General features: G+C 65.7%; 26 protein-coding genes. 8 read left to right on the top strand and 18 right to left on the bottom strand.

Annotated elements, in window-relative coordinates:
• Nucleotides 1-339: 339 nt before the first annotated feature.
• The 10 genes from KF796_06610 to KF796_06565 form a co-directional block, all read right to left on the bottom strand.
• Entirely contained in the window at nucleotides 340-825 is a 486-nt protein-coding gene (locus KF796_06610; protein ID MBX3586297.1) for a hypothetical protein, read from the bottom strand.
• Nucleotides 822-1,451, bottom strand: a complete 630-nt coding sequence (locus KF796_06605; protein MBX3586296.1) for a hypothetical protein — start codon at nucleotides 1,449-1,451, stop codon at nucleotides 822-824. Before KF796_06605 ends, KF796_06610 begins: the two co-directional genes overlap by 4 nt.
• A gap of 3 nt (nucleotides 1,452-1,454) precedes the next feature.
• Nucleotides 1,455-2,486: a hypothetical protein gene (locus KF796_06600; protein ID MBX3586295.1), complete on the bottom strand. Its 1,032-nt coding sequence runs from the start codon at nucleotides 2,484-2,486 to the stop codon at nucleotides 1,455-1,457.
• 82 nt (nucleotides 2,487-2,568) lie between these two features.
• Entirely contained in the window at nucleotides 2,569-3,606 is a 1,038-nt protein-coding gene (locus KF796_06595) for a general secretion pathway protein GspK (GenBank protein MBX3586294.1), read from the bottom strand.
• Nucleotides 3,603-4,190: a hypothetical protein gene (locus KF796_06590; GenBank protein MBX3586293.1), complete on the bottom strand. Its 588-nt coding sequence runs from the start codon at nucleotides 4,188-4,190 to the stop codon at nucleotides 3,603-3,605. The genes KF796_06595 and KF796_06590 overlap by 4 nt, the downstream gene beginning before the upstream one ends.
• A 61-nt stretch (nucleotides 4,191-4,251) precedes the next feature.
• The gene (locus tag KF796_06585; protein MBX3586292.1) at nucleotides 4,252-4,701 is read right to left on the bottom strand and encodes a type II secretion system protein; all 450 of its coding nucleotides are present in this window, start codon (nucleotides 4,699-4,701) and stop codon (nucleotides 4,252-4,254) included.
• Nucleotides 4,676-5,098, bottom strand: a complete 423-nt coding sequence (locus KF796_06580; GenBank protein ID MBX3586291.1) for a prepilin-type N-terminal cleavage/methylation domain-containing protein — start codon at nucleotides 5,096-5,098, stop codon at nucleotides 4,676-4,678. The genes KF796_06585 and KF796_06580 overlap by 26 nt, the downstream gene beginning before the upstream one ends.
• Nucleotides 5,099-5,104: 6 nt before the next feature.
• Nucleotides 5,105-5,602 (bottom strand): type II secretion system major pseudopilin GspG, encoded by a 498-nt coding sequence (gene gspG, locus KF796_06575; GenBank protein MBX3586290.1) that lies wholly within the window; start codon nucleotides 5,600-5,602, stop codon nucleotides 5,105-5,107.
• Nucleotides 5,602-6,804 (bottom strand): type II secretion system F family protein, encoded by a 1,203-nt coding sequence (locus KF796_06570; protein ID MBX3586289.1) that lies wholly within the window; start codon nucleotides 6,802-6,804, stop codon nucleotides 5,602-5,604. The genes gspG and KF796_06570 overlap by 1 nt, the downstream gene beginning before the upstream one ends.
• Before the next feature lie 72 nt (nucleotides 6,805-6,876).
• On the bottom strand, nucleotides 6,877-8,862 hold the full coding sequence (locus KF796_06565) for an SDR family oxidoreductase (GenBank protein ID MBX3586288.1): 1,986 nt from the start codon (nucleotides 8,860-8,862) through the stop codon (nucleotides 6,877-6,879).
• 197 nt (nucleotides 8,863-9,059) lie between these two features.
• Between KF796_06565 and KF796_06560 the strand changes: the two genes are divergently transcribed.
• The 5 genes from KF796_06560 to KF796_06540 all read left to right on the top strand — a co-directional run bounded on the left by KF796_06560 (nucleotide 9,060) and on the right by KF796_06540 (nucleotide 13,020).
• Complete coding sequence (locus KF796_06560; GenBank protein MBX3586287.1) at nucleotides 9,060-9,560, top strand: phasin family protein; 501 nt, start codon at nucleotides 9,060-9,062, stop codon at nucleotides 9,558-9,560.
• A gap of 107 nt (nucleotides 9,561-9,667) precedes the next feature.
• A complete protein-coding gene (locus KF796_06555; GenBank protein ID MBX3586286.1) occupies nucleotides 9,668-10,912 on the top strand; it encodes a patatin-like phospholipase family protein in 1,245 nt (414 codons plus the stop codon).
• A 106-nt stretch (nucleotides 10,913-11,018) separates the two neighbouring features.
• A complete protein-coding gene (locus KF796_06550) occupies nucleotides 11,019-11,681 on the top strand; it encodes a TetR/AcrR family transcriptional regulator (protein MBX3586285.1) in 663 nt (220 codons plus the stop codon).
• Between the two features lie 26 nt (nucleotides 11,682-11,707).
• The gene (locus KF796_06545) at nucleotides 11,708-12,481 is read left to right on the top strand and encodes a hypothetical protein (protein MBX3586284.1); all 774 of its coding nucleotides are present in this window, start codon (nucleotides 11,708-11,710) and stop codon (nucleotides 12,479-12,481) included.
• 95 nt (nucleotides 12,482-12,576) lie between these two features.
• Nucleotides 12,577-13,020: a hemerythrin domain-containing protein gene (locus tag KF796_06540; protein MBX3586283.1), complete on the top strand. Its 444-nt coding sequence runs from the start codon at nucleotides 12,577-12,579 to the stop codon at nucleotides 13,018-13,020.
• A gap of 30 nt (nucleotides 13,021-13,050) precedes the next feature.
• On the opposite strand, the gene KF796_06535 is transcribed toward KF796_06540, so the two are convergent.
• Nucleotides 13,051-14,559, bottom strand: a complete 1,509-nt coding sequence (locus KF796_06535) for a wax ester/triacylglycerol synthase family O-acyltransferase (GenBank protein ID MBX3586282.1) — start codon at nucleotides 14,557-14,559, stop codon at nucleotides 13,051-13,053.
• Nucleotides 14,560-14,705: 146 nt separating this feature from the next.
• On the opposite strand from KF796_06535, the gene KF796_06530 reads away from it, so the two are divergent.
• Nucleotides 14,706-14,960 (top strand): acyl-CoA-binding protein, encoded by a 255-nt coding sequence (locus KF796_06530; GenBank protein ID MBX3586281.1) that lies wholly within the window; start codon nucleotides 14,706-14,708, stop codon nucleotides 14,958-14,960.
• A 58-nt stretch (nucleotides 14,961-15,018) separates the two neighbouring features.
• On the opposite strand, the gene KF796_06525 is transcribed toward KF796_06530, so the two are convergent.
• Genes KF796_06525 through KF796_06495 form a run of 7 tightly spaced genes read right to left on the bottom strand, consistent with a single transcriptional unit; the run spans nucleotide 15,019 to nucleotide 22,148 of the window.
• A complete protein-coding gene (locus tag KF796_06525) occupies nucleotides 15,019-15,420 on the bottom strand; it encodes a VOC family protein (GenBank protein ID MBX3586280.1) in 402 nt (133 codons plus the stop codon).
• Entirely contained in the window at nucleotides 15,417-16,355 is a 939-nt protein-coding gene (locus KF796_06520; protein ID MBX3586279.1) for a hydroxymethylglutaryl-CoA lyase, read from the bottom strand. The genes KF796_06525 and KF796_06520 overlap by 4 nt, the downstream gene beginning before the upstream one ends.
• Complete coding sequence (locus KF796_06515) at nucleotides 16,352-17,584, bottom strand: CoA transferase (GenBank protein MBX3586278.1); 1,233 nt, start codon at nucleotides 17,582-17,584, stop codon at nucleotides 16,352-16,354. Before KF796_06515 ends, KF796_06520 begins: the two co-directional genes overlap by 4 nt.
• Nucleotides 17,585-17,620: 36 nt before the next feature.
• Complete coding sequence (locus KF796_06510) at nucleotides 17,621-18,559, bottom strand: LysR family transcriptional regulator (protein ID MBX3586277.1); 939 nt, start codon at nucleotides 18,557-18,559, stop codon at nucleotides 17,621-17,623.
• Between the two features lie 31 nt (nucleotides 18,560-18,590).
• A complete protein-coding gene (locus KF796_06505) occupies nucleotides 18,591-18,920 on the bottom strand; it encodes a polyhydroxyalkanoic acid system family protein (protein MBX3586276.1) in 330 nt (109 codons plus the stop codon).
• 16 nt (nucleotides 18,921-18,936) lie between these two features.
• Nucleotides 18,937-20,034: an aminopeptidase gene (locus KF796_06500; protein MBX3586275.1), complete on the bottom strand. Its 1,098-nt coding sequence runs from the start codon at nucleotides 20,032-20,034 to the stop codon at nucleotides 18,937-18,939.
• Nucleotides 20,031-22,148 (bottom strand): molybdopterin oxidoreductase family protein, encoded by a 2,118-nt coding sequence (locus KF796_06495; GenBank protein ID MBX3586274.1) that lies wholly within the window; start codon nucleotides 22,146-22,148, stop codon nucleotides 20,031-20,033. Before KF796_06495 ends, KF796_06500 begins: the two co-directional genes overlap by 4 nt.
• 68 nt (nucleotides 22,149-22,216) lie before the next feature.
• On the opposite strand from KF796_06495, the gene KF796_06490 reads away from it, so the two are divergent.
• Both KF796_06490 and KF796_06485 read left to right on the top strand, forming a co-directional pair.
• A complete protein-coding gene (locus KF796_06490) occupies nucleotides 22,217-23,329 on the top strand; it encodes an ABC transporter substrate-binding protein (protein MBX3586273.1) in 1,113 nt (370 codons plus the stop codon).
• Nucleotides 23,330-23,465: 136 nt separating this feature from the next.
• Entirely contained in the window at nucleotides 23,466-23,852 is a 387-nt protein-coding gene (locus tag KF796_06485) for a hypothetical protein (protein ID MBX3586272.1), read from the top strand.
• Nucleotides 23,853-23,878: the final 26 nt, after the last annotated feature.

Raw genomic sequence — 23,878 nt, 5'->3', positions numbered from 1 at the left:
GCGGCCGGAGGCGGCGGCGCCGTGACTCCGCCGGTCGTGGCCCGGGACCGGGCGGGCACAGGCGGCGTCTGAAAAAACTGTGTACCTTGTGACGCCGGAGCGCCAGAATCAGGTTGCCCGGCCCCGAAGTCCGCGATCGCCTCAGACGGCCGTGACGGCTTGCGCATGGGCTCTGGGATGGTCAAGGTACCGTCCAGAGGACGCAACATGGCACAGCTGGCTAAGAACAAGGTGCCAAGGCTCGCAAGCCATCGCCAAGCGGGCGCGACGGGAAGGCCTTTCCGATGTCGGCCTCCTGATGAGGCACTACGGGGAGAAAAATGAGTCATTGATGTCGGCCTAGCTATTTATCTCGGTAATACGAGTCTTACCGTCGGGCAAGCGCACTGTAAATTCGTTCAACTCAAGCTTGATCAGCTTGCTTCCGTCAGGCATTTTTTCTCCCACACGGATCTGCTGGATGACCTTGGATTCAGGCTGATAAAGCAGCAAGTACCGCTCCTTTGGACTCACCACCCGCGCCATCACGTTCCAGATCACCTTCTTTTCGACCATACCAGCGGCCAGAGGCGCTGCGAGCGCCTGGCCGTTTCTCTCCACCCCCCAAAGCTTCACCCGCTCCAAAACCGCAAGATCCAAAGCGATGACAGGTCTCGCCAACGCACTGGCAGCCTGTGCGGCCGCCAGGTTTTGGGGTTTTCGCGCGGCAACCAGCGGCTTGGGCGGTTCAAGCCACAGCCATGAAGCCAACGCCCCCAAGGTCCACGCCAACAAAACCCACAGCCCCAACCGCAGCAAACCCGGGGGAAGCGCCAATTGGTTCATGATGAGGAGTCCTTGAGCCGCATCAGCACACGAATGCCAATCTCAACGCGGCGGTCATTCCGCCGGACACTCAAGCTCTCGACTCTGGTGAGTGGTTCTCCTGCCTCTATGCCCGCCAGCACCTTCTCCAGCGACTCCGGGGTGAATATGAAGGTTGCTGTCGCGCCAAAGTCAAACAGGTCACGCCCCAACGGAAGCCCAGCAGAAGCTGGTGGGCGCGCATTGTCTCCCGGAACTTCGGGGCGTGACTCCACCAATGCCTTGGGCGCGGCCACATTGGCGGCATAGCCGTTTGCTCCCGATTGCTTCAGCAATTCGATGAGCCAGTCCTTGAGACGTGCTTGACCTACGGCTTCGGAACTCACAACCCATAGCCGGGCATCGGCGAGTTCAGCCGCCTGCCGCGCATCACGCAGCGCCGTGCGCATGGCGCCCTCATTTTTTGCCTGCCCCTTGAGGGTTGAAACATCGATCTGCAACTGGGTCAATGTCTGCTGTTTACGCTCAATACGCTCTTTCCACCTTGCTCCCATATCCGTCAGCATGACGAGCAAGATCACCACCAAGCCCCACTGCAGCCTGCGATTGCGGCGAATTTCATCGGAGAATTTCTGCATCATCAGCATGGACTAGGGCTTTCTCTCAAGAGAAGCGCCCACGGAGCCAGGGGTTACCCTATCCCCGTCAACGGTCGCGTCCGGAGGCGGGATCGAATGGATGGGCAATGCCGGTTTCAGACCTGCCTGGAGACCCACTGTCAGGTTGGGCGTGCCTGGCAAAAGCCTTATTTCCGAAAAAACGCCAAGCCGCTCGATTCCGGCCAAAAATTCGCTCAGCACGAATTTTTCCTGAGGCACGGAAAAGTGCATGCGCAAACGGTCATTCCGGAACTCCCACTCGATCAAGGCAACCTTGGAAACGTCGTCAACCAGCCCCGAATTGGCGAGCCGGGCCATGGCTTGCAACTGCAGGACCCGCGGTCTTTCCGCAGATAACACACTGACACGGGCAACAATGGCGTCGAGTTCGGATTGCAGCTTGACTGCGGAAGCCGAATCAGTCGTCAGGCGCGCATGCTCTATCTGGATCCTGTCAATGGCTTGGGTAAGTTGCAGGTCGTACACCATGGCCGCCGCCGCAACGCTCCCCAGTATCGCCGTCACCACGGCGCCAGACATCATCAGCCGCGAGAGTGGCCTTCGCAGGCTTGTGTGGAACGACCAGCCAGGGGCAGGCCGCTCTGAACCCTGCAGAGCCAAGGGCTCGGGCCGTTGGTGCTCCGCAGGGCTCAGTCCCGCGTCCTGGACAAACCAGGCCCATTCCACCTCTGTAGGCTCTGAATGAAACCAGCGGGTCTTTTCGATTTCGCCATCCACGCAATAGATGGCCTCCAGCCCTTGCTTACACCGGACAAGGCTGAGGCCCGGCGGTGGAGAGGAGCGAAGCAGGGTCTCAGGTGATGGTTGACCATGTGCAGCATCCGCCGGACCGATCCCCGCATGGGCCGCAGGTGATTCATCCCAATACCAAACCTCCACCTGCGCGTCAACATTGACCCGCCAGCAATAACCCAACGCAGCGGAATTGGACAAACGTGCCAACTGCAAACCTACTGCCGACTCCATCAACCGAGCGGAAACACCCGGAAGCGCCAATCGCAAGCGATGGGTATGTGCACGCGGTACGGATACCCAGCGGCGCGGGCGAAAAAGGGAGAGCAGCATCCTGAGCGGCGAACCGAGGTCAAAAAATCAATTTTATTGGACTGGAGCCAGCAGCCCCCCCCAGCGCCTTGAGATCAGGCAATTCCGGGTATTGTGCGTATGGCTTGGCAGGAAGTCCCAAGTGGACCCGCCGGGCGGTCTCGACTCGCCACGGAGAGGTGCCTTCAATCGGGGTATGGTGCACCAGAAACTGGTAGCCCCATTGTGCCCGATGGGGACGCAAAGTCACTATGGTGCTTGCGCTCGGGAACAGCGTCACAAACGCATTGCTGCCGAACGGATCTCCTACGCCACCAGAAAACGCCAATCCCGCGATGTCAGCGATCTCGCCCGACCGCCGTTTCTCAACCAGCTCCCGCGCAGTCCTCTCATCAATCCCGGCTGCCGCCACCAAGGCTCGCCAGCCCGCCACATTGGGGTTAAATGCCATGTGACGGCTAACGCTCAAGTGACTGGTAATGGGGTCTTCCCCCCACAACGCCGACGTATCTCGCCAGCCCAAGACGCGACGAACCTCGAACGGATCAAGCAAGTCCCTGTTACGTAGCGCCGCAGGAACACCAGCGAGGCTGTATTCGACGTCTTCAGCCCCATTGAGCCGACGCAGGTTGTCCTCGTCACGATAGTCAAGCAGGGCTTCGGCAAGGCTTGTGGCCTTGGCTTCATCCACGCCATAGGTCCCCAAAAGGCGTTCAATCCTTCCGGTACTTGGGCTGGTCAGCGAGGGGCCATTGAGCGGCACCAACCCCTGGACATCCTGGAACGAAACGAGAATATCGTCCCCCGCGGCGTAGGCTCGCCCGTCGAGCACGACCGTCTGCGTTCCGTCCCCGAGTCCTTTCTGGGACCTTGAGGCCGTGGTTAGCAGAAACAGGGCCCGCGACCGTACCGATTCGAGTCGGACCTCGTCTTTCTGATTTTCCCTCTGCTGCCGCGCCAACGCGACCGCCTCGGAAACGCTCTGGCCCACGAAAGCTGCAGCAACCAGAAGCATGGCAAGCACCGCAATATTGAGCGCCAGTACGTATCCCCGCTGCCGGAATGAATGGCGTCTCATCGCGGCAACTCCATCCCGAAGGGATTCTTCAACTCCTGTTCCAGCCAAGGGTCCGCCAGCACCGCTGTTATCCAGATCACGTGTTCCTTGCCCGAATCGGTCGACGTGAGAAAAATCAGGCGTGGAATCGTTTCCGGCGCTTCAGGCACAACAGGCCAGGCCGAGACCACCACTGAGTTGACGCCAGAGAATTTGAATTTCACGTCCTCGTCAGCAAACCGCTGCACCACCACGGGTGCACCCCGGTCGTCCAGGTCTTGATAGACCAGTTCGGTCACCCTTTGGTCCTCGGGAGCTTTACGGATTGCCCACAGGATTTTCTGGGGGGACGGCAGATTCTGCGCCTGCAATGGTGCGGTGGTCGTGCAGCGGATTTCGCTTGAGGTTGCGATGAAACGCGCGCCCGAGCGACTATCTGCCGGCAAGCAGCTTCGCAGGGTGTTTCTGAACCAGTCGGCGCGCCTCAGGGTCTTCTCTCTTACCCCCAACTCGTCAGCGAGACTGGCTTGCACACGCGTCCCATAGTAGAGAGACCCCATAAGCAAGGCAACCAGCATGCTGGTCACCGCGAGCGCAACGAGCATCTCCACAAGCGTAAAGCCATGCTTGAAGGCCCGGAGTTGAAATCGACGGTGCGCTCTGATCCTAGCCTCCGCTACGGGGTGCGATTGTTAGTCTGTGCCCTGCCAGGACCACATCCTCGATAATCCATGGCTGCGGCTCCTCTCCGCGGTAGACCTCCAGCCTGGTGTCGTAAAGGCGCAAGGTATGGCGTCCGATGCCCAAGGGGTATCCAAACTGGGGAGTCTCCTCCCCAGCGGGCTCTGCCCGCCACGCAATACGAAAATCTCCCACCCGCTTTTCGCCAACGGGTTTCTCCATGACATTCAGGCTGCGCGCGACATCAAGGGCGATCTCTCTGACGCGTACTTCTTCATAAACGTCACGCAAGCGCTGCGTTGTCGCCAGATTCTGTTGCAACCAGGCGAGCAGGACAATTCCGACGCCTGAGAAAAGCACCATGGCAATCAACACTTCCAGCAAGCCAAAGCCGCGCTGGGCCTGAATTTCAGTTGACGACCGGCGTAAGATCACAGTTGGGCTCCAGCACCCGGTAACGATACAAAAGCGCCGGATCGTCCTTGCGGGTCAACTCAATCGTTGAGGTAGAACAGGTCGAATTCATCGTGACTTGCCATTCGGGGGTGAAGCGCAGCACCCAGCCTGGAGGAACGTCCAGCACCGGGGCGCCATCCCCCAACTCGGCCTTGCCAAGGTCGTCCGGGAACTTCAGGTTCACTCCTGCCAAACGCGCCCGCCGCGGCAGAACGATGAGTCGGGTCTCCACAGTTTGCCGCTCGGTAGCAAGCTCCCGTTGGCGCAAATTTCCAGCGTACCGCGGCACCGTCAAGCTGACCAGCAGCCCCACGATAAACAGGACGAACAGCATCTCCAGCAGCGTGAACCCCTTCACCGTTGATGCGCCGTCCATACCCGGTCATTTGCGCGGTGTCTCGCCGCCGAAGTCCGAGGCTTCCAGCCCGATATCGGCGTCATTGCCGGTGCCGCCCGGCTTTCCGTCGGCGCCCAGCGAGTAAAGCTGGAACGGCTTGGAAGACGATTCGGGCGGGCTGTACCGATACGGGTTGCCCCAGGGGTCCAATGGCACCGGGCCCTCAAGGTACGGGCCTTTCCAGCGCGCGGCAAGCGCCTGATCGGAAGGCGCGCGCGTGAGCATACCCAGGCCCTGGCTTTCCGACGGATAGGTATTGGTATCCAGGCGCATGGTTTCAATGGCGCCACGCAGCAGCTTCACCTGCGCTGTCGCGGTCTGCACCTTTGCGGAGTCAACCTTGGAAAAAAGGCGCGGCCCGACCAAGCCCACCAGCAAGCCGATGATGACCAGGACCACCAGCATTTCCAGCAGCGTAAATCCGGCCTGCGCCCGCGCACGGCGGGCCCATCCGGTTGAACAAAATTCACGACACTCAAACATCAGAGCTTTATCTCCGTCAAACTGGTCATTGCCAGCACCACGCCGACCATGATGACGCCAATGGTCAGGCCAATTACAAGAATACTGGCGGGCTCGATCAACGACACCACCTGGCGTTGCAGCGCCCGGTGCCGGGCAGAAGCGTGCAGCGCGACATGGCCCAGCATGGCCGCGAGCTCGCCCGTCTTTTCGCCCACCTTCAACATGCTCAGCGCAGACCCCTCGAGCAACTGCCGCTCCTCGATGGCGCTTGAGAACTTCTTCCCCAAGCGCACGTCGTCCTGGACCTTGCTCAGGCGATCACGATTGACAGGAAGCCTGACCGAGGTCGACGCAAGGTCAAGTGCCAGCAGGATCGGCACCCGGCTGCGAACAAGAACAGAGAGTGTAGCGGTCCACCGCGCGGTCTCGGCACCAAGCATCCACAGCGAGATTCCGGGCAGGCGCGAGGCCACTTGCGCGACGGCCCGGCGAACCGAGGCCAGTTCCAGGGCGGAATAGCCCGCAATGGCCATCAGTCCCAGTGTCAGCAGCAATGCCTGCCAATGGGTGTTCACGAACATTCCCGTGGACAGCACCGCCTGCGACAGCCAGGGCAGGTCGACCTTTCGCCCGCTCAGCAAACCGGCGAACCTGGGGACCACGAAAGAAAAAATGAAACCAATGGCCCCGATCCCCGTGAGGATCAGGATGATGGGATAGGTGAGCGCCTCGCGGGCCTCGGCCCGCATCCTGTCTTCAAACTCGAGCTGGTCGGCGCAACTGACCAGCGCGGCGCCTATGTCGCCGGTCGCCTCGCCGGCCCGGGCGAGCGCATAGACAAAATCGGGCAGATTCAGGCCGGAATTCTTGAGCGATTCGGAAAAGGGCTGCCCCGCGTGAATCGACTCGCTGAGCTTGCGCAGGGCCAGGTTCAAACCCGTGTGCTGCGTCGCCTCCAGCAGGGTCGCCAACGCTTCGGTCATGCCCACCCCCGACGACAGCAAGGTGGCGAGTTCCCGCACCAGTGCCACCAGGTCGGCCTGGCGGATCTTGTCGCCGGTATTGCGCGTAGAGGCGACGGAAGACGATTTTTCCTTGACCCGAACCGGCGTCAGTTCGCGTGCAGACAGTTGCTCGAGCGCGTCTTCGCGAGAAGACGCCTCGATTTCACCATCCTGGGTGAAGCCCGCGCTGTTAACCGCTTGGTAGTTGAATCGCATCCAGTGAGATCAGAGTGTTCCCCGCGCAAGGCGGCCCTAATTCTAGATGCAATTGTCCGCCCGAGGTTCCGCTCAGAAGTGGATGCCCCGCATCATCTGCTGCATGGCAATGGCCTCCGGCGACAGCTGCGGCCGGGCGCTCTTGTCCCCCTTGGCCGCCGACGAGTCGGGAAACATCCTGAAACTGGTGTTCATCGCGATCTGTGCCACGCGGGGCAGCAGAGCGTGCAACAGCTGGCCGGTGATGCCCAGACGGGTGGCGACGCGAACCGGCTTGAAGATGCAGGCCTGCGCGACCATGTCGGCAGCCTCTTCCGGCGCCAGCGTCGGCACGTTGTTGTAGATGTTGGTGGGCGCGATCATGGGGGTGCGCACCAGCGGCATGTTGATCGTGGTGAAGGTGATGCCGCGGTCGGCGAACTCGCTGGAGGCACAGCGCGTCCAGGCGTCCAGCGCGGCCTTGGAGGCCACATAGGCCGAAAAGCGCGGTGCATTGGTCAGCACCCCGATGGAGCTGATGTTGACCACATGGCCCTTGCGCTTTTCCACCATGCCTGGCAGCAGGCCCATGGTCACCCGAAGGCAGCCAAAGTAGTTCAGCTGCATGGTGCGCTCGTAGTCGTGAAAGCGGTCGTAACTGGACTCGATCGCGCGGCGGATCGAGCGCCCGGCGTTGTTGATCAGGAAGTCCACGCCGCCATGGTTCTGCTCAAGCAATTGCGTGAAGCGGTCGCAGTCGGCCATGTCGGCGATGTCGGCCGGGTAGGCAATGAACTCATAACCCCGGCCCTTGGCTTCCTTGCAGGCCTCGTCCAGCTTGTCCTGGTCGCGCCCGCAGATGATGGTGATGGCACCGGCTTCGGCAAACTTGTGCGCGGCCGCCAGCCCAATGCCGGACGAGCCCCCCGTGACCAGCACCACCTTGCCGGCCACCGTGCCTCGCAAAGACCGGTCGATGTGCAGGTCGGGGTCCAGGTGGCGCTCCCAGTAGTCCCACAGGCGCCAGGCATAGTCCTTGAGGTTGGGGCATTCCACGCCCGAGCCCTTGAGCGCGGCCAGCGTGTCGCGGCAGTCAAAGCGGGTCGGGTAATTGACGAAGGACAGCATGTCTTCGGGCAGGCCCAGGTCCGCCATGACCGCATTGCGGATGCGCCGCACCGGCGCAATCGCCAGCAGCCCCTTCTTGACGCTCTTGGGAATGAACCCCAGCAACGCCGCGTTGACGAACAGGTTCATCTTGGGCGCGTGCGCCGCCCGGCTGAAGATGTCCAGCACATCGCCCACGCGGTAACCGATCGGGTCCACCAGGTGGAAGCAGCGCTTGCCGATGTCCGCCTTGTGGCTGATGTGGTCCAGCGCATCCACCACAAAATCGACCGGCACGATGTTGATGCGCCCGCCCTCCAGCCCGACCGCGGGCATCCAGGGCGGCAGCAGCTGGCGCATGCGCTGGATCAGCTTGAAGAAATAGTAGGGGCCGTCGATCTTGTCCATTTCGCCGGTGGTGCTGTCGCCGACCACCATGGCGGGGCGGTACACCGTCCACGGCACCTTGCACTCCTTGCGCACGATCTTCTCGCTCTCGTGCTTGGTCATGAAGTAGGGGTGGTCGTAGTTCTCGGCCTCGTCGAACATGTCCTCGCGGAACACACCCTCGTACAGGCCCGCCGCCGCGATCGAGGACACATGATGGAAGTGCCCGGCGTCAATGGCCTTGGCCAGCTCCACCGTGTTGCGCGTGCCCTCGATGTTGACGGCGATCTGGCTTTCCTCATCGGCGCCCAGGTCGTAGACCGCGGCCAGGTGATGAAAATGGTCGATCTGCCCCTTGAGTTTCTTGATGTCGTCGGCCGCGACGCCGAGCTTCTTCTTGGTGAGGTCGCCATAGACGGGCACCGCGCGGGCCGCGCTCGCACCCCAGTACTCACGCAGCCCTGCCACCTTGCCTTCACTCTCCTTGCGGATCAGGAAGTGGACCACGGCGCCCTTGCGCTCCAGCAGTTTCTTGACGAGACGCTTGCCGATAAACCCGGTTGCACCGGTGACGAAATACTGCATGAAGACCTCCGGAATAGAACAGGGATTCTTGCCCAAAGGGCGGCCTGTGCCATTCAGCAGAAACCCGCGCCGCTGTTAGGGTTCGGCCCCTATGGATTTAGGAGCGGGCACCTAAACGGGACACCCCTGCGGCCTTAAAGTCGAAGACGTCCGTCACGCCCGCCGTGCGCCCGTCCCACCCATTTCAGGAGCCCCTCATGGTCAAGAAACTGCAAAAACCCAGCACCGACAAGAAAACCGGCGCGCAACTGTCCGGCACCGTCAAGGAATCCGCCCAGCAGATCTGGCTGGCCGGCCTTGGCGCATTTGCCAAGGCCCAGGAAGAAGGCGGCAAGGTCTTCGAAACCCTGGTCAAGGAAGGCCTGAGCATCCAGCGCAAGACCCAGGCTGTCGCCGAGGAAAAAATCTCCGAGGCCACCAACAAGATGGCCAACATGGCCACCGACATCTCGTCCAAGGCCTCGGGCCAGTGGGACAAGCTCGAAAACATCTTTGAAGACCGGGTGTCCAAGGCCCTGAACAAGCTGGGCGTGCCCTCGGCCAAGGACATCGACGTCCTGATTGCGCGCATCGACGAACTCAACCGCAACGTGGCCAAGCTCAGCACCAAATCGGCCGCGCCCCGTGCCGCGTCCCCGCGCGCCGCCGCGCCGGCAGCCAAGCCTGTCGCCAAGCGCGCTGCACGCAAGACCGCCTGATCGGTCCGCTCGATTTGCCCAGGGCGCTTCGGCGCCCTTTTTTGTGCCCGCCCGCTTTGCTGCATCGCAGCAAAAAACAATCCTGCAGCCTCCTACACTGCCAGTGCATGAAACCAACCCGACTCTCCCGACCCAAGATTGCGCTCGCGCTGGCCGGCGGCGGGCCGCTGGGCGCCATTTACGAAATTGGCGCGCTCTGTGCCCTCGATGAAGCCCTGGACGGCCTGGACCTCAACCAGCTGGACCACTATGTCGGCGTGTCCGCCGGCGGCTTCATTGCCGCGGGCCTGGCCAACGGCATGACGCCACGGGCCCTGTGTGCCTCCTTCATCGAAAACAGCGACCAGGCTGCCGAGGTGTTCGATCCCTCATGGCTCATGGTGCCGGCCTACAGCGAATTCGCGCGGCGCGGCATCATGCTGCCGGGCCTGCTCGCCTCGGCCCTGTGGCGACTCACGCTGGGCGGCCGGTCGCTGACCGGCGCGCTCGAACGACTGGGCCCTGGCCTGCCCACGGGCGTGTTTTCCAGCGACGAAATCGACCGCCAGCTCACCCGCCTGTTTTCGGGCGAGGGCCGGACCAACGATTTCCGGAAGCTCAAGACCCGGCTGACCCTGGTGGCCACCAACCTGGACAGCGGCGAGGCGGCCCCGTTCGGCCAACCCGGCTGGGACCACGTGCCCATCTCGCGGGCCGTCCAGGCCAGCGCCGCCCTCCCCGGCCTTTTCCCGCCCGTGGAAATCGGAGACCAGTACTTCGTCGATGGCGCCCTGAAGAAAACCATGCACGCCTCGGTCGCGCTGGACGGCGGCGTGGACCTGATGCTGTGCCTCAATCCGCTGGTCCCCTTCAATGCCACGGTGGCGCAAAGCGAACGCGTCATGCGCGACGGGCTGCCCGCCGAGAAGCGCCGCATTCCGCGAATCGTGGACGGCGGCCTGCCTGCCGTGCTGAGCCAGACCTTTCGCTCCATGATCCATTCGCGCATGGAGCTGGGCATGAAGCACTACGAGCACACCTACCCACACGCCAGCATCATCCTGATCGAGCCCGACCACCGCGACCCCGAGCTGTACCTGGCCAACACCTTCAGCTATGGCCAGCGCCGCTCGCTGGCCGAGCACGCCTACCAGCAGACCCGCGCCATGCTGCGGTCACGGCGCAGCAGCCTTGCGCGCCATCTGGACCGCCACGGCATCACGCTGCGCCACGACGTGCTGGAGGACCCCAAGCGCCACCTGGTCACCCCCCCCAGGGCGCCCACACGCATTGGCCGCGCCATCGCTTCGCTGCAGGAAGTCATGGACGATCTCGGCCACCTGGTCGGCTCGCCGGTGAGCCCGGCGCGCTGAGATCATGATGCTGTTGCCCCCTGCCATGCGGGCCATGCCCGATTCCGCGGCGCCACCCTCTGGAGTAGAGTGGTCGCACAAAGAACAACCACGGGGGTAGACAAGCATGGCGAAAAAGGCGCCCCGCCGCACCGCGGAACGCATACTGGAAGTGACGCTGGACCTGTTCAACCGGTTCGGCGAGCCCAATGTGTCGACCACGCTGATCTCGGCCGAGCTCAACATCAGCCCCGGCAACCTCTACTACCACTACCCGGCCAAGGACGAGCTGATCAACAGCCTGTTCGACCGCTACGAGCGCGCCCTCAGCGAAATCCTCAATGCCAGCGACGGCGTGCGCGATGTGGAGGATGCCTGGTTCTTCATGCACACGCTGTTCGAGCTGATCTGGCAGTACCGCTTCCTGTACCGCGACCTGAACGACCTGCTTTCAAAGAACCGCCGCCTGGAAACCCACTTCCAGTGGGTGCTGAAAAACAAGACGCGGGCGGTGCGGGCGCTGCTGGACGGCATGAGCCGCTCGGGCGCGGTCAGCATCGATTCACGCGAGATCGAAGCCACGGCCACCAGCATGGTGGTGGTGCTCACCTACTGGCTCAGCTACGAATACGTGCGCGACCCGCGCCGCGCGCTCGAACCCGAAAGCGCCCAGCTCGCGCTGCTGCGCGGCGCGCACCATGTGCTGAACCTGCTCGTGCCCTACCTCGAGCAGGGCCAGCGCATGCACCTGCTGGGCCTGATCGGCGCCTACACCAGCGCCGCTGACTGACAAGAACAAGGGACAAGGAGACCCCCATGGCCAAATGGACCGCCTTCCCGCATGCCGGCGAATACGCCTTTGACACCGCCACCGTGCGCAAGCAGTGGGGCCGGTTGCATGCCGGCGACGCCGAGCCCTGCCCCACCAGCGCCGGCGCGCTGGAGGCCTGGGCCCTGTTCCACAGCGGCGAATTCCAGAAGGCCTGCGAAGCCGGGCTCAAGGCCGGCGGCGCCGGCATCACCGCGGCCAACAAGGCCACCTGCATCTACGCCACCTACCTTGAAAAGAAGGAAAGGACACGGCTGGACCTGTTCATGGAGGTGGTCCAGCGCGCCGAGGCCCAGGCCGCGGAAGACCCGAAGAACCCGAATGCCTGGTACTGGCAGGCCTATGCGCTGGGCCGCTACAGCCAGGGCATCAGCGTGGCCAAGGCCCTGGCCCAGGGGCTGGGCAGCAAGGTCAAGGAGTCGCTGGAGCGCACCATCCAGCTGCAGCCACGGCATGCCGACGCCCATGTGGCGCTGGCCGCCTTCCATGCGGAAGTGATTGACAAGGTGGGCTCGCTGATTGGCGGCATGACCTATGGCGCCAAGAAGGACATCGGCCTGCGGCTGTTCCAGGAAGCGCTCAAGCTCAACCCGGGCTCGGCCATCGCGATGATCGAACACGCCAATGGCCTGGTGATGCTCGAGGGCGACAAGCGCATGAAGGACGCGACGCGCCTGTACGAACAGGCCGCGGCCTTCAAGCCCGCCGACGCCACCGAGCGCCTGGACGTGGACCTCGCGCGGACCCAGTTGCGCGACTGAGCGCAACCGGGCGCGGCTGAGCGCGCCGGCGTCTGCCCGCAAGTCGGGGAACCGGCCTACAAACCCCGGAAGGTGGCGTGCCCACAATGGGCCGCATGAACATCTTTGAAGCCCTCCGGGTCAGCCACGACACCCAGCGCGCGCTCTGCGCGCGCCTGCTGGCCAGCCCACCCGACGGACCGCAACGGCACACCATTTTCCTGGAACTCAAGCGCGAGCTCATGGCGCATGAGACCGCCGAGGAGCGTTGCCTGTATGTGCCCCTGTTCGACCACGACAGCACCGTGGATGCTTCACGCCATGCCATCGCCGAGCACCACGAGATGGACGAAATGGTCGAAGACCTCGAGGGCAAGGAGTTCAACGAGGCGGGCTGGATGGCCGGCGCCAAAAAGCTGTGCGAGAAGGTGGAACACCACCTGAAGGAGGAGGAAACCAAGTTCTTCCAGCTCGCCGGCAAGGTGCTGACCGAGGCCCAGAAAACCAGCCTGGCTCGCGACTACGAGGCGGAATTCCTGACCCAGCGCACCAGCGACTGATGCCGGGCCGGCGCCCGGCGTCGCGGCGGATTACTCGCCCCAGGGCAGCATCAGCGTTACCAGCGACAGCTTGGCAAATTCGGGCTCGAACTCGTCGATGATCTTCTGCGGGTCCGGACACAGCGCCGTGTCGGTGATCACGCCAAACTGCACGCCACCGCCATAACTGAGGATGGACACGCCCAGGCCGATGTCGCCCGACTGCGGCACCCAGAACATGCTCTGCTCCAGCGTGGCACCCAGAAACTTCAGCTTCTCGCGCGGGCCCGGCACATTGGTCATCACGGCCGTGGTCTTCTTGCCAAACAGGTTGAGCATGGCATCCTGCGCGGGCTTGATCAGCAGCCCCGCCACCGCGAGCATGCCAAAGGCCAGCAGCGGCTGGGTGCTGCCCTTGAGCGCGTTCATGCGCCGGCGCACCTCGTAGACCCGCTCGATCGGGTTCTCCACGCCAATCGGCAGCACCAGCGGCACCAGGCCAAAGCGGTTGCCCAGCTTGTAGGCCTGGTCCAGCGGCCGCAGGTTGACCGGAATCATCGCGCGGATCTCCTGGCCCGCCACATCGTCGCCCAGCGACTTGAGGTATTCCCCCAGGGCGCCGGCCACGCAGCTCAGCAGCACATCATTGATGGAGCAGTTCAGGGCCTTGCCCACGGCCTTGACCTCGTCCAGCGGAATCGGCTGGCACCAGGCCACGCGCTTGGCATTGCCGGGCTTGCCCTTCAGACGGGTCTTCGAGTCGTCGGGCATCAGCGCCAGCGCCGCGGCGTCGCTGAGCACCTGAAAGGCCAGCTTGGCCATGTCCAGCGAGCCACTCATGCCCTTTTGCGGGTCGCGCAGCATGCCCAGCGACCGGGCCGCGCCGTCGCCGGCCGCGCCCAGCGCCTTCACGGTGATGTCGGTCAGCGGCTTGATCAGGGTGTCGGCAATCCAGTCCTCGGCACCCACCGGGGCACTCTTGCGCCGGCGCTCGGGCGGCGCCGCGCCTCCATCCACCAGCGACATGGTCACCGAGATCAGCGCGATGCCATCGGCAATGCAGTGGTGGATGCGCACGATCAGGGCGCTGCCGCCTTCGTAGTCCTCGACCAGCGACAGCTGCCACAGCGGCCGGCGCGGGTCCAGCGGCTGCATGGCCAGCACACCGACGCGGTCCTGCAGGGCCTGCTGGGTCTGCCCCCTGGCATGGCGCGGCAGCTTTTCGTGGACCACGTGGCGGGTGATGTCAAAGTCGCGGTCTTCCACCCAGGTAGCGCCGGCCGTGTCTTCGACCACGCGCTGGCGGAAGCGGTTGTACTTGAGCAGGCGTTCCTCGACGCGCTGGCACAGCTCGGCGTACTTGATGCCGGGCTTGAGCGTCCACACCCCCACGATCATCATGAGGTTGGCCGGGCTGTCCATGCGCAGCCAGGCCGTGTCGACCTTGGTCATGCGCTCCCCACTCAGGCCCAGCATGCCGCTGGCGGCACGGGTGGCGTTTTTCTTCACGGCCTTGGCCGCCTTCCTGGCCACTTCGGGCGCGACGATACGGGTCACCATGCTGTCTCCATCTGCCGGGTCGGGGGTTTTCGGGGTCAGCCTCTATTCTGGGCCGTCCGCTGAACGTAAGATACCGCGAAGTTACCCGCAGACACCGCGCAAAGGTAGACGCGTCACCCCACCCGCCCAAACCCCAGGAGCATTTCATGGCCGACCTCAAAGCCGCATTCGAAGCCGCCGTTGCCAATTCCAAGAACCTCAGCGAGCGCCCTGACAACGCCACGCTGCTCAAGATCTACGCGCTGTACAAACAGGCCACCACGGGCGACAACACCGAGAAGAAGCCCGGCTTTGGCGACATGGTGGGCCGCGCCAAGTGGGACGCCTGGAACGGCTTCAAGGGCACGTCCAATGACGAGGCCATGCAGCAGTACATCGACCTGATCGAGTCGCTGAGCTGAGTTTTCAAGCCATTTCGGGCTGGAGTCCAGAGCCCGCGGCCATCAGCCGCTATGAATTTCATAGTGGCTTCGCCGGCTCGGAAATCTCGATCAGGTTCAGGTCCGGGTCGCGCACATAGACCGAGCGGATCTTCTGCGTGGCGCCAGTGCGCAGCACCGGGCCTTCGATGATGGGCCAGCCCTCGGCCCGCAGCCGGTCCATCACCTCGGCCAGCGGCACGCTGGCCAGAAAGCACAGGTCCAGCGCGCCGGGCACGGGCAGGTGGGCCTTGGGCTCGAACTCCTGGCCCTTCACATGGATGTTGATTTTCTGCTGGCCAAAGCGCAGCGCCATGCGCGCCACTGGCGGCGTGCCGCCCACAAAATTCTCCAGCCGCATGCCCAGCACACGGGTGTAAAAATCCACGCACGCGGCCTCGTTGGCGGTGGTCAGCACCAGATGGTCCAGGTGGTCGATCATGCAAACTTCTCCCGCAGTTGCGCCACGAAGTCAGGCGCCGGGTGCAGGTCGGTGATGCGCCCCGCCTTGGCCACCTGACCGGGCACCTCGTGCCCGACGATCTGCGGCATCTGGCGCGCCACGGCCAGCAGGGCCGGCAGGTCCATGCCGGTGTCGTAGCCCATGGCGTCCAGCATGTGGATGGCATCCTCGCTGCTGATGTTGCCGCTGGCGCCCGGTGCATAGGGGCAGCCGCCCAGCCCGCCCAGCGAGCCATCAAAGCGCACGATGCCGCCCTGCACGGCCGCCAGCACATTGGCCAGGCCCATGCCGCGCGTGTTGTGGAAATGCAGCGTGAGCTGGTGCCCGGCCAGCCGCTGCTGCAACGCCTGCACCAGCCGCGCCACCTGCGCGGGGTGCGCCATGCCCGTGGTGTCGCAGATCGTCAGGCCGCGCACGCCCAGGCCGGCAAAGCGCTCGGCCCAACGCATCACCTCGGCCTGCGGCACGTCGCCCTCCATCGGGCAGCCAAAGCAGCACGACAGCGACACATTGACCGGTGTGCGCCCGCTGGCCAGACGGATCACCTCGGCCAGCGCGGCAAAGCTGTGCTCGCGCGGCATGCGCAGGTTGGCCAGGTTGTGGGTTTCAGACACCGACATCACGAGGTTGAGCTCGTCGGCGCGCGACTCCAGCGCGCGCTCGGCGCCGCGCAGGTTGGGCACCAGCACCGTGTACTCCACACCCGGCACACGGCGGATGCGCCCCATCACCTCCTCGGCGTCGCGCAGCATGGGAATGGCCTTGGGCGAGGTGAACGAGGTCACCTCGATCTTGGCGTAGCCACAGGCGCTGAGCGCGTCCACCAGCGCCACCTTGGCGTCGGTGGCGATGAACCCGGGCTCGATCTGGAAGCCGTCGCGCGTGGCCACCTCGTTGAAGTAGATGCGGGTCATGCGGTACTCCTCTCGCCGGCCACAATGCCGCGCTCGTGCAGCGCGGCGATCTGCGCCGGCGTCAGCCCGATCTCGCGCAGCACGGCGTCGGTGTCCTGCCCGAGCGCGGGAGCGTTGCGCCGGTGCCCGCCGGGGGTGAGCGACAGCTTGGGCACCACGCCGGGCACGGCCAGGCGGCTGCCATCGTCCATTTGCACCTCGTCGATCATGCCGCGGGCCTTGTAGTGCGGGTCGGCCGCGATGTCGGCCACGGTGTAGATGCGGCCCGCCGGCACCGAAGCCTGGTCCAGCGCCGCCAGGGCGTCGGTCACGCTGCGCTGCGCGGCCCATTCGCCAATCACGGCGTCGATTTCGGCCACGCGCGCCACGCGGCCCGCGTTGTCGGCCAGGCCCGGATCGGCGGCCAGGTCGTCGCGCCCGATCAGCGCCATCAGCCGCCGGAAGATGCTGTCGCCATTGCCAGCGATCAGCGCGTAGCCGCCGTCGCTGCAGCGGTAGGCGTTGCTGGGCGCAATGCCGGGCAAGGCGCTGCCGGCCGCCTCACGCACCGCGCCAAACGCGCTGTACTCGGGCAGCAGGCTTTCCATGCAGTTGAACACCGCCTCGTACAGCGCCACGTCGATCACCTGGCCCTGCCCGCTGTGGGCACGGTGCTGCAGCGCCAGCAGGATGCCGATCACGCCGTGCAGCGCGGCCAGCGTGTCGCCAATGCTCACGCCCACGCGCACCGGCACGCGGCCCGGCTCGGCCGTGAGGTGGCGCAGGCCGCTCATGGCCTCGGCCACCACGCCAAAGCCGGGGCGGTCGCGGTAGGGGCCGGTCTGCCCGTAGCCGCTGATGCGCAACATGATCAGGCGCGGGTTCAGCGCGAGCAGGTCATCAGGGCCCAGGCCCCAGCCTTCCATGGCGCCGGGGCGGAAGTTCTCGATCAGCACGTCGGCCTCGCCCGCCAGCTGGCGCACGATGGCCTGGGCCTCGGGCGCCTTCAGATCCAGCGCCACCGAGCGCTTGTTGCGCGACTGCACCTGCCACCAGACCGAGGTGCCGTCCTTGAGCAATCGCCATTTGCGCAGCGGGTCGCCGGTGCCGGGCGTTTCCACCTTGACCACCTCGGCGCCAAAGTCAGCGAGGGTTTTGGCCGCGAAGGGCCCGGCAATCAGCTGCCCGAGTTCCAGCACCTTGAGGCCGGCCAGCGGCCCGCGGGCCGCCGTGTCTGAAGAAGTTTGCATGGGTGGCAGTGTGCAGCGCCCAGCCGCCCGCGTCCATTACCGCCTGGGCGAGCGGGGCTTCGCCTTTTGCGAAGGCGGGGCCAGAAAGTCCCGCAGCGCGGCCACGGCCGGGTCGTCGCGCCCGGCCGCCGTGGCCATCAGCAGGCGCCGCTGGGCCCAGTCGTCGGCCAGCGGCCGCCAGCCCAGCTTCATGGCGCGCACGATGGGCAGGCTGGCCGCGCGCGGCAGCAGCGCAATGCCCAGGCCCGAGGCCACCATGTGGCCCACGGCATCAAAACTGCGCACCTGCATGCGCAGCCTGAACACCTTGCGCGCGGCCAGCGCGGCCTGCTGCTGCTTTTGCAGCAGCGCGGCGCCGGCGTTCAGGCTGATCCACTCCTCGTCCAGCGCATCCACAAAGGCCAGCGGCGTGCGGCCCGCAAGCCGGTGGCCCGCGGGCAGCACCAGCACCAGTTCGTCGGTGCGGAAATCGTGCGTGTCCAGCCCCGTGGTGTCGGGCCCTTCGACAAACACGCCCAGGTCGGCGCCGCCCTCGCGCAGCGTGGCCACCACGGCCCCGGACACCTGCTCCTCCAGGTCGACGCGCACCTGCGGCTGCAGCTGCTGGTAGCGCGCCAGCAGCGGCGGCAGGAACTGGTTAATGGCCGCGGTGCTGGCGCACAGCCGGATGTGGCGTGACAAACCCTGGCGCAGGTCGGCCAGCTCGCCGCTGAGCTGCTCCACGGTCTGCAGCAGCGCCAGCCCGTGCCGCACAAACACCCGGCCCGCCGCCGTGGGCGTGAGGCCGCGCGCATGGCGCTCAAACAACGGGCTGCCCAGGGCTTGCTCCAGTTCCTGGATGCGCCGGCTGGCGGCCGCCAGCGCCAGGTGCGAGCCGCGCGCGGCGGCGGTCAGGCTGCCGCCCTGGGCGCAGGCCACGGCCAGGCGGATCGACACCAGGTCGAAGCGCGCGAGGTTGACGCTGGGCAGGCTCACGGGCCGGCCCGTGGCGCGGCGGGACGCACGCTCAGGCCTTCTTGCGCGCGGCCTTCTTGGCGGCCGGCGCCTTGGCGGCCAGCAGGGTGTCGAGGTTCTTCACGATCTCGCCCTCGATCCGGTCCTTGAAAGCCCCCAGCAGAAAACCCAGCCGCGCGTCCAGCTCGAAACAGTCCTTGGTGACCTTGAGCTCGCCGTTGACGCCCGAGCGCGTGAAGGTGACGAGGTCCTCGCTCTTGCCTTCCTCGTAGGTGCATTCCATGTCGAACTTCTCTTCGGCCATCTCGGCCCACTGGAAGGCGATCTTGCGCGCCCCGGCCAGGCCCAGCGCATGCTCCCGCTTGATTTGAATGTCAGGCACCGTGTGTCTCCTTGTTCTAACGCGTGAGGGTCAGCGCCTGGTGGCGCTCGTCCCGGGGCATGGCGGCCAACCGCCTGACCGCATCATAAAACTGCGGCCACTGCTGCGCGGGGTGGCCGGCGCCGCGCGCAAACAGCGCCTCAAAACCGGGCACCAGCTCGTCATAGGCGGCTTGCGCGCCGAACGAGGCATTGTTGGCCTGGGCCACCCAGGCGTCGTAGCCGCTGTAGCCGCCCCAGCGGGCCTTGAGCGCGGCATAGTCACGCCGGAAGGCCTCGTATGCTTCATTTTTCATAGCAAGCTGTGCCCGCCGGTCCTGGACTCCAGCCTCTTTTGACCCATAAATGTCGGCCAGGCGCCGGCGCGTGGCCAGCGCCAGCGCGCGGAACTGGTTGCGCCGCGCGTCAAATGCGGCGTATTCGGCGCGCGCGGCGTCGGAGCTTTGCGTGGCCAGCCAGCGCGCGCTGCCCAGGCGCTCCACCGCGGTGGCAAACGACTCGTTGAACATGGTGTCGCCCGAGGCATAAACCACCTGGTGGGCCAGCTCGTGGAAGATCATGCGCGCCAGCTCGCCCTCGGGGTAGCGGATGAAGGTGTTGAGCAGCGGGTCGCCACCGGCCCAGTTCATCCAGCCCAGCGTGGAGTAAGCCGGCACGCCATAGACAGTGGCCTCCAGCCCCTGGGCGCGCAGCTGCGCCGCCTCGGCCTCGGCGTCGGCCTGCGCAAAGTAACCGCGGTAGCCCACGCAACCGGTCACGGGGAAGCACCAGGTCTTGAGCGTGAGCGAGAACGCCGGCGCCGCCACCACGTTCCAGACCGCGGCGCGGCGGTGCAGGTCGGCGTAGCGCCGGTAGCTGGGGTTGTCGGGCAGGTGCAGCTCGCTCACCGCAAAGTCGCGGATGCGCTGGCTCAGGCGCAGGCGGGCCTTGAGGTCCTCGGGCGCGGCGTCTTCGGCCAGCCAGTCATTGACCGGCCGCGCGGCGCTCATCAGGCCCATGTGGCCGCTGAACGACTGCCAGTAATAGCCCACGTTGGCGCAGCCGCCCAGGCACAGCGCGGCCAGCCCGGCCGCCAGCACGGAGGCAACGCTGGCCACGACGAGCCCGCGCCTCACGCCACCGGCACGCTGGCGGCGGCCGGTGCGTCGGCCTGGACCTGCACCAGGCAGTCGTAGAACACCGGGCCGCGGCCCAGGTCGGTCAGGTTCTGGCTGGTGAGCTGGTTGACGTTGGTGCCGTCCAGCCCCAGCTTGCGCCACCAGATGCCCATGCCGTTGACCACGCCCGGGCGCGCGCGCTTCGAGACCGTGGCCTTGCAGCGGTACTCACCGCGGTCGTTGAAGACGCGCACCACGGCGCCCGAGGTGATGCCGCGCGGCGCGGCGTCGCTCTCGTGGATCTCGAGCACGGGTTCGCCCTCGATGTCGCGCAGGCTTTTGACGTTGACAAAGCTGGAGTTGAGGAAGTTGCGCGCCGGCGGCGAGATCATGGCCAGCGGGTAGCGCTCGCTGCTGCCCGCCAGTTCGTAATTGGGAAGGTGGTCGGGCAGGCCATCCAGCCCCTGGCGCGCCAGCCGCTCGCTGAAAAACTCGCAGCGGCCCGTGGGCGTGGGGAAGCCTCCCTGGGCAAACGGCGCGTCCGGCCACTGAACCGTGGCAAAGCCCTGGGCCAGCAATTCCTCAAAGTCGACCTTGTCGCCGTAGGCTTGGCGGCACAGGTCCTCGTCGCTGTCGCTGAAACAGGGCTGGGCAAAGCCCATGCGCTGCGCCAGCTCGCGGAACACCTGGGTGTTGGGCCGCGCCTGGCCCACGGGCGCAATGGCCGGGCGGTTCAGCAGCGCATCGGTGTGGCCATAGGCCAGGTGCACATCCCAGTGCTCCAGCTGCGTGGTGGCGGGCAGCACGTAGTCGGCGTAGTCGGCGGTGTCGGTCTGGAAGTGCTCCAGCACCACGGTGAACAGGTCCTCGCGGGCAAAGCCCTGCACCACCTTGCCCGACTCGGGCGCCACCGCCACGGGGTTGCTGTTGTAGACCACCAGCGCCTCGATGCGCGGGCCGAAGCCGGGCGAGGCATCGCGCAGCAGATCGTCGCCAATGGTGCTCATGTTGATGGTGCGCGGGGTCCGCCCGGCCAGCAGCTCGGGGCGCTGCAGCGCGGCCTTGTCGACCGGGAACATGCCCGAGCTGGACAGCAGCAGGCCACCGGCCCGGTGCCGCCAGGCGCCGATCAGCGCAGGCAGGCAGGCAATGGCGCGCGCCGCGTTGCCACCGCCGCGCACGCGCTGCATGCCGTAGTTCAGGCGGATGGCGGCGGGCTCCCCGTTGACGAAGCAGGCGCCATAGTCACGCGCCAGCGCCTCGATCTGCTCCACCGGCACGCCGCAAACCTGCGCCGCACGCGCCGGCGACCACTGCAGCGCGCGCTCGCGCAGGGCCTCCCAGCCCAGCGTGTGGCGGGTAATGTAGTCGTGGTCCAGCCAGTCATGGGTGATGAGCTGGTGCATCAGCGCCAGCGCCAGCGCGGCGTCGGTGCCGGGGCGCAGGGCAATGTGCTCGTGGCATTTGTCGGCGGTCTCGGTGCGGCGCGGGTCAATGCAGACCAGCCGTGCCCCGTTGCGCTTGGCCACCTGGGCCAGCCGCCAGAAATGCAGGTTGCTGGCAATCGAGTTGCTGCCCCAGATGAGGATCAGTTTGGCCTCGGCAAAGAACTCCACCTTCATGCCGACCTTGCCGCCCAGGGTCTGGGTCAGGCCCTCGGTGCCGGCCGCGGCGCAGATGGTGCGGTCCAGCAGGGAGGCGCCCAGCTGGTTGAAGAAGCGCGCCGCCATGCTCTCGCTTTGCACCAGGCCCATGGTGCCGGCGTAGCTGTAGGGCACGATGGCCTGCGGGTCGCGCTGCGCAATGGCCTGCAGCCGCGCGGCAATGTCGTCCAGCGCCTCGTCCCAGCTCACGGGTTCGAACTGGCCGCTGCCCTTGGGGCCCACGCGCCGCAACGGCTGACGCAGCCGTTCGGGGTGGTAGGTGCGTTCGGTGTAGCGCGAGACCTTGGTGCACAGCGCGCCATCGGTGTGGCGGTGCGTGGGGTTGCCCTGGACCTTGAGCGCCACGCCGTCCTGAACCGTGGTGACCAGGGCACAGGTATCAGGGCAATCATGGGGACACGCGCCGCGCACTTCGTGCGAAGCTTTCACCAAACTGACGCTAGGGGAGATGCGGATGGTGTCACCCATGAAGTAACCCTATAGTTTGAGAGCTAAGGCCTTGGTAGCAAAAACAAGCGTACGCAGGAGACAAAAACATGAAATTCGCCGAAAACGTCGTTCGGGCCTTGATGGTAGCCGCCCTCACGCTGGGCGTGGCCACAGTCCACGCCCAGGATGGGGTCAGCAAGACCAGCATCACACTGGGCCAGTCCGTGGCGCTCACGGGCCCGGCGGCCGCGCTGGCGCTGCCGTTCCACCAGGGGGCCAAGCTCTACTTTGACCGTGTCAACGCCGCGGGCGGGGTGGCGGGCCGGCAGATCGACCTGGTGACGCTGGACGACGCCGGGGTGCCGGCCACCACGGCCGCCAACACCACCAAGCTGCTGGCCCAGGGCGTGCTCGCGCTGTTTGGCTACTACGGCTCACCCCAGGTCACGGCGGCCTACCCGGCCATCAAGGACACCGAGGTGCTGATGTTCGCGCCCATGGCGGCGGCCGATGAGCTGCATGGCGCGCTGTATCCCAACATCTATTCGCTGCGGCCCGGCTTTTCCGAGGAAGCGGCGGCCATCACGCGCCATGCCGAAACGCTGGGCGCGCGCAAGCTGGCCATCCTGCACGCCGCCGACGGTGAATCGCTGGCCGCGCTCGACTCGGCCAAGCGCACCATGAACGGCATGGGCGCCAACCTGTTGGCCACGCTGCCGCTGGCCGAGGTGGACAAGGCCATGGCCGCCAAACCCGAGTCGGTGCTGGTGATTGGTGATGCCAAGGGCGCCGCCACGGCCATCCGCGACCTGCGCGGCAAAGGCTTCCGGGGCCCGATCTACGGTTTCTCCAACACCGGTGAGGGCCTGCTGGCCGGCCTGCTGGGCCCGGTGGGCGCGGGCGTGGTGCTGGTGCGCGTGGTGCCCAAGAGCGACACCGCCCGCCTGGCGGTGGTGCGTGACCTGCAGGCCGATGCGGCCCAGGCCAAGCTGGGCAAGCCCAACGTCTACATGCTGGAGGGCTACATCGCAGCGCGGGCTTTCACCGAAGCCCTGCGCCGCGCCGGCAAGGACGTGAACGCCGCGCGGCTCAAGAAAGCCATCGAGGGCCTGGATGACGTCAACATCGGTGGCTTCCGCGTCCACTTTGTCGACGAGCACGTGGGCTCCAAGCTGGTGGAGCTGAGCCTGATCGACTCGCAGGGCCGGGTGCGCGAGTAAGGCAGCCCGGCGCCTTGTCAGCCGGCGCCTTGCCGGGCTGTCAGGAGGGTCCCCTTTTGGATGGCTGGAGGCGTCCCGGGCCCCCGCCCGGCCCACGCCGCGCCATACTGCGGCTTCCCCATCCAGGAGAGACGCCATGAAAACCACCCCCCTGCTTCGCCAATGGCCCGCCGTGCTGGCCGTGATGGCTTGCGGCCTGACCTTCCAGGTCCAGGCCCAGAACGCCAACCCCACGGGCCCGGGCCCCACCTCGGCCAACAAGGCTGGCGAGGCCTACCCCAACGACCCCAATGCCGCCAACAAGAACAAGCCCACGGCTGAAGTGGTGCAGAAGGCCGAAAACTCCAGGCCCGCCAAGGCGGTGAAACGCACCACCAAAAAGGCCGGCAAGGCCGTGAAGAAAACCGGCAACCGCGCCGCGGGCGCCGTGCGCGACGCCGGCAACACGCTGGCCCGCAAACTGCCGCCCGCCAAGGGCCCGCAGGACGTGAAGCCCGACGGCACGCCCAAGGTCACGCCCTGAGCCTGCCCACCCCCTGAGCCTCAGAC

This window comes from Ramlibacter sp., from assembly GCA_019635435.1.
Classification (GTDB): domain Bacteria; phylum Pseudomonadota; class Gammaproteobacteria; order Burkholderiales; family Burkholderiaceae_C; genus JAHBZM01.
The sequence above is the reverse complement of the archived record's forward strand: the minus strand, read 5'-3'. Positions and strand labels throughout refer to the sequence as shown.

Coding starts and splice junctions, on each gene's coding strand:
- KF796_06590 (MBX3586293.1), bottom strand. CDS start 4,190: ATGCTCGTTGCGCTCGCGGTGACCAGCATGCTGGTTGCCTTGCTTATG.
- KF796_06540 (MBX3586283.1), top strand. CDS start 12,577: ATGAACATCTTTGAAGCCCTCCGGGTCAGCCACGACACCCAGCGCGCG.
- KF796_06490 (MBX3586273.1), top strand. CDS start 22,217: ATGAAATTCGCCGAAAACGTCGTTCGGGCCTTGATGGTAGCCGCCCTC.
- KF796_06515 (MBX3586278.1), bottom strand. CDS start 17,584: ATGCAAACTTCTTCAGACACGGCGGCCCGCGGGCCGCTGGCCGGCCTC.
- KF796_06560 (MBX3586287.1), top strand. CDS start 9,060: ATGGTCAAGAAACTGCAAAAACCCAGCACCGACAAGAAAACCGGCGCG.
- KF796_06570 (MBX3586289.1), bottom strand. CDS start 6,804: ATGCGATTCAACTACCAAGCGGTTAACAGCGCGGGCTTCACCCAGGAT.
- KF796_06565 (MBX3586288.1), bottom strand. CDS start 8,862: ATGCAGTATTTCGTCACCGGTGCAACCGGGTTTATCGGCAAGCGTCTC.
- KF796_06535 (MBX3586282.1), bottom strand. CDS start 14,559: ATGGTGACCCGTATCGTCGCGCCCGAAGTGGCCAGGAAGGCGGCCAAG.
- KF796_06555 (MBX3586286.1), top strand. CDS start 9,668: ATGAAACCAACCCGACTCTCCCGACCCAAGATTGCGCTCGCGCTGGCC.
- KF796_06550 (MBX3586285.1), top strand. CDS start 11,019: ATGGCGAAAAAGGCGCCCCGCCGCACCGCGGAACGCATACTGGAAGTG.
- KF796_06595 (MBX3586294.1), bottom strand. CDS start 3,606: ATGAGACGCCATTCATTCCGGCAGCGGGGATACGTACTGGCGCTCAAT.
- gspG (MBX3586290.1), bottom strand. CDS start 5,602: ATGTTTGAGTGTCGTGAATTTTGTTCAACCGGATGGGCCCGCCGTGCG.
- KF796_06580 (MBX3586291.1), bottom strand. CDS start 5,098: ATGGACGGCGCATCAACGGTGAAGGGGTTCACGCTGCTGGAGATGCTG.
- KF796_06520 (MBX3586279.1), bottom strand. CDS start 16,355: ATGACCCGCATCTACTTCAACGAGGTGGCCACGCGCGACGGCTTCCAG.
- KF796_06545 (MBX3586284.1), top strand. CDS start 11,708: ATGGCCAAATGGACCGCCTTCCCGCATGCCGGCGAATACGCCTTTGAC.
- KF796_06605 (MBX3586296.1), bottom strand. CDS start 1,451: ATGCTGATGATGCAGAAATTCTCCGATGAAATTCGCCGCAATCGCAGG.
- KF796_06530 (MBX3586281.1), top strand. CDS start 14,706: ATGGCCGACCTCAAAGCCGCATTCGAAGCCGCCGTTGCCAATTCCAAG.
- KF796_06610 (MBX3586297.1), bottom strand. CDS start 825: ATGAACCAATTGGCGCTTCCCCCGGGTTTGCTGCGGTTGGGGCTGTGG.
- KF796_06495 (MBX3586274.1), bottom strand. CDS start 22,148: ATGGGTGACACCATCCGCATCTCCCCTAGCGTCAGTTTGGTGAAAGCT.
- KF796_06485 (MBX3586272.1), top strand. CDS start 23,466: ATGAAAACCACCCCCCTGCTTCGCCAATGGCCCGCCGTGCTGGCCGTG.
- KF796_06525 (MBX3586280.1), bottom strand. CDS start 15,420: ATGATCGACCACCTGGACCATCTGGTGCTGACCACCGCCAACGAGGCC.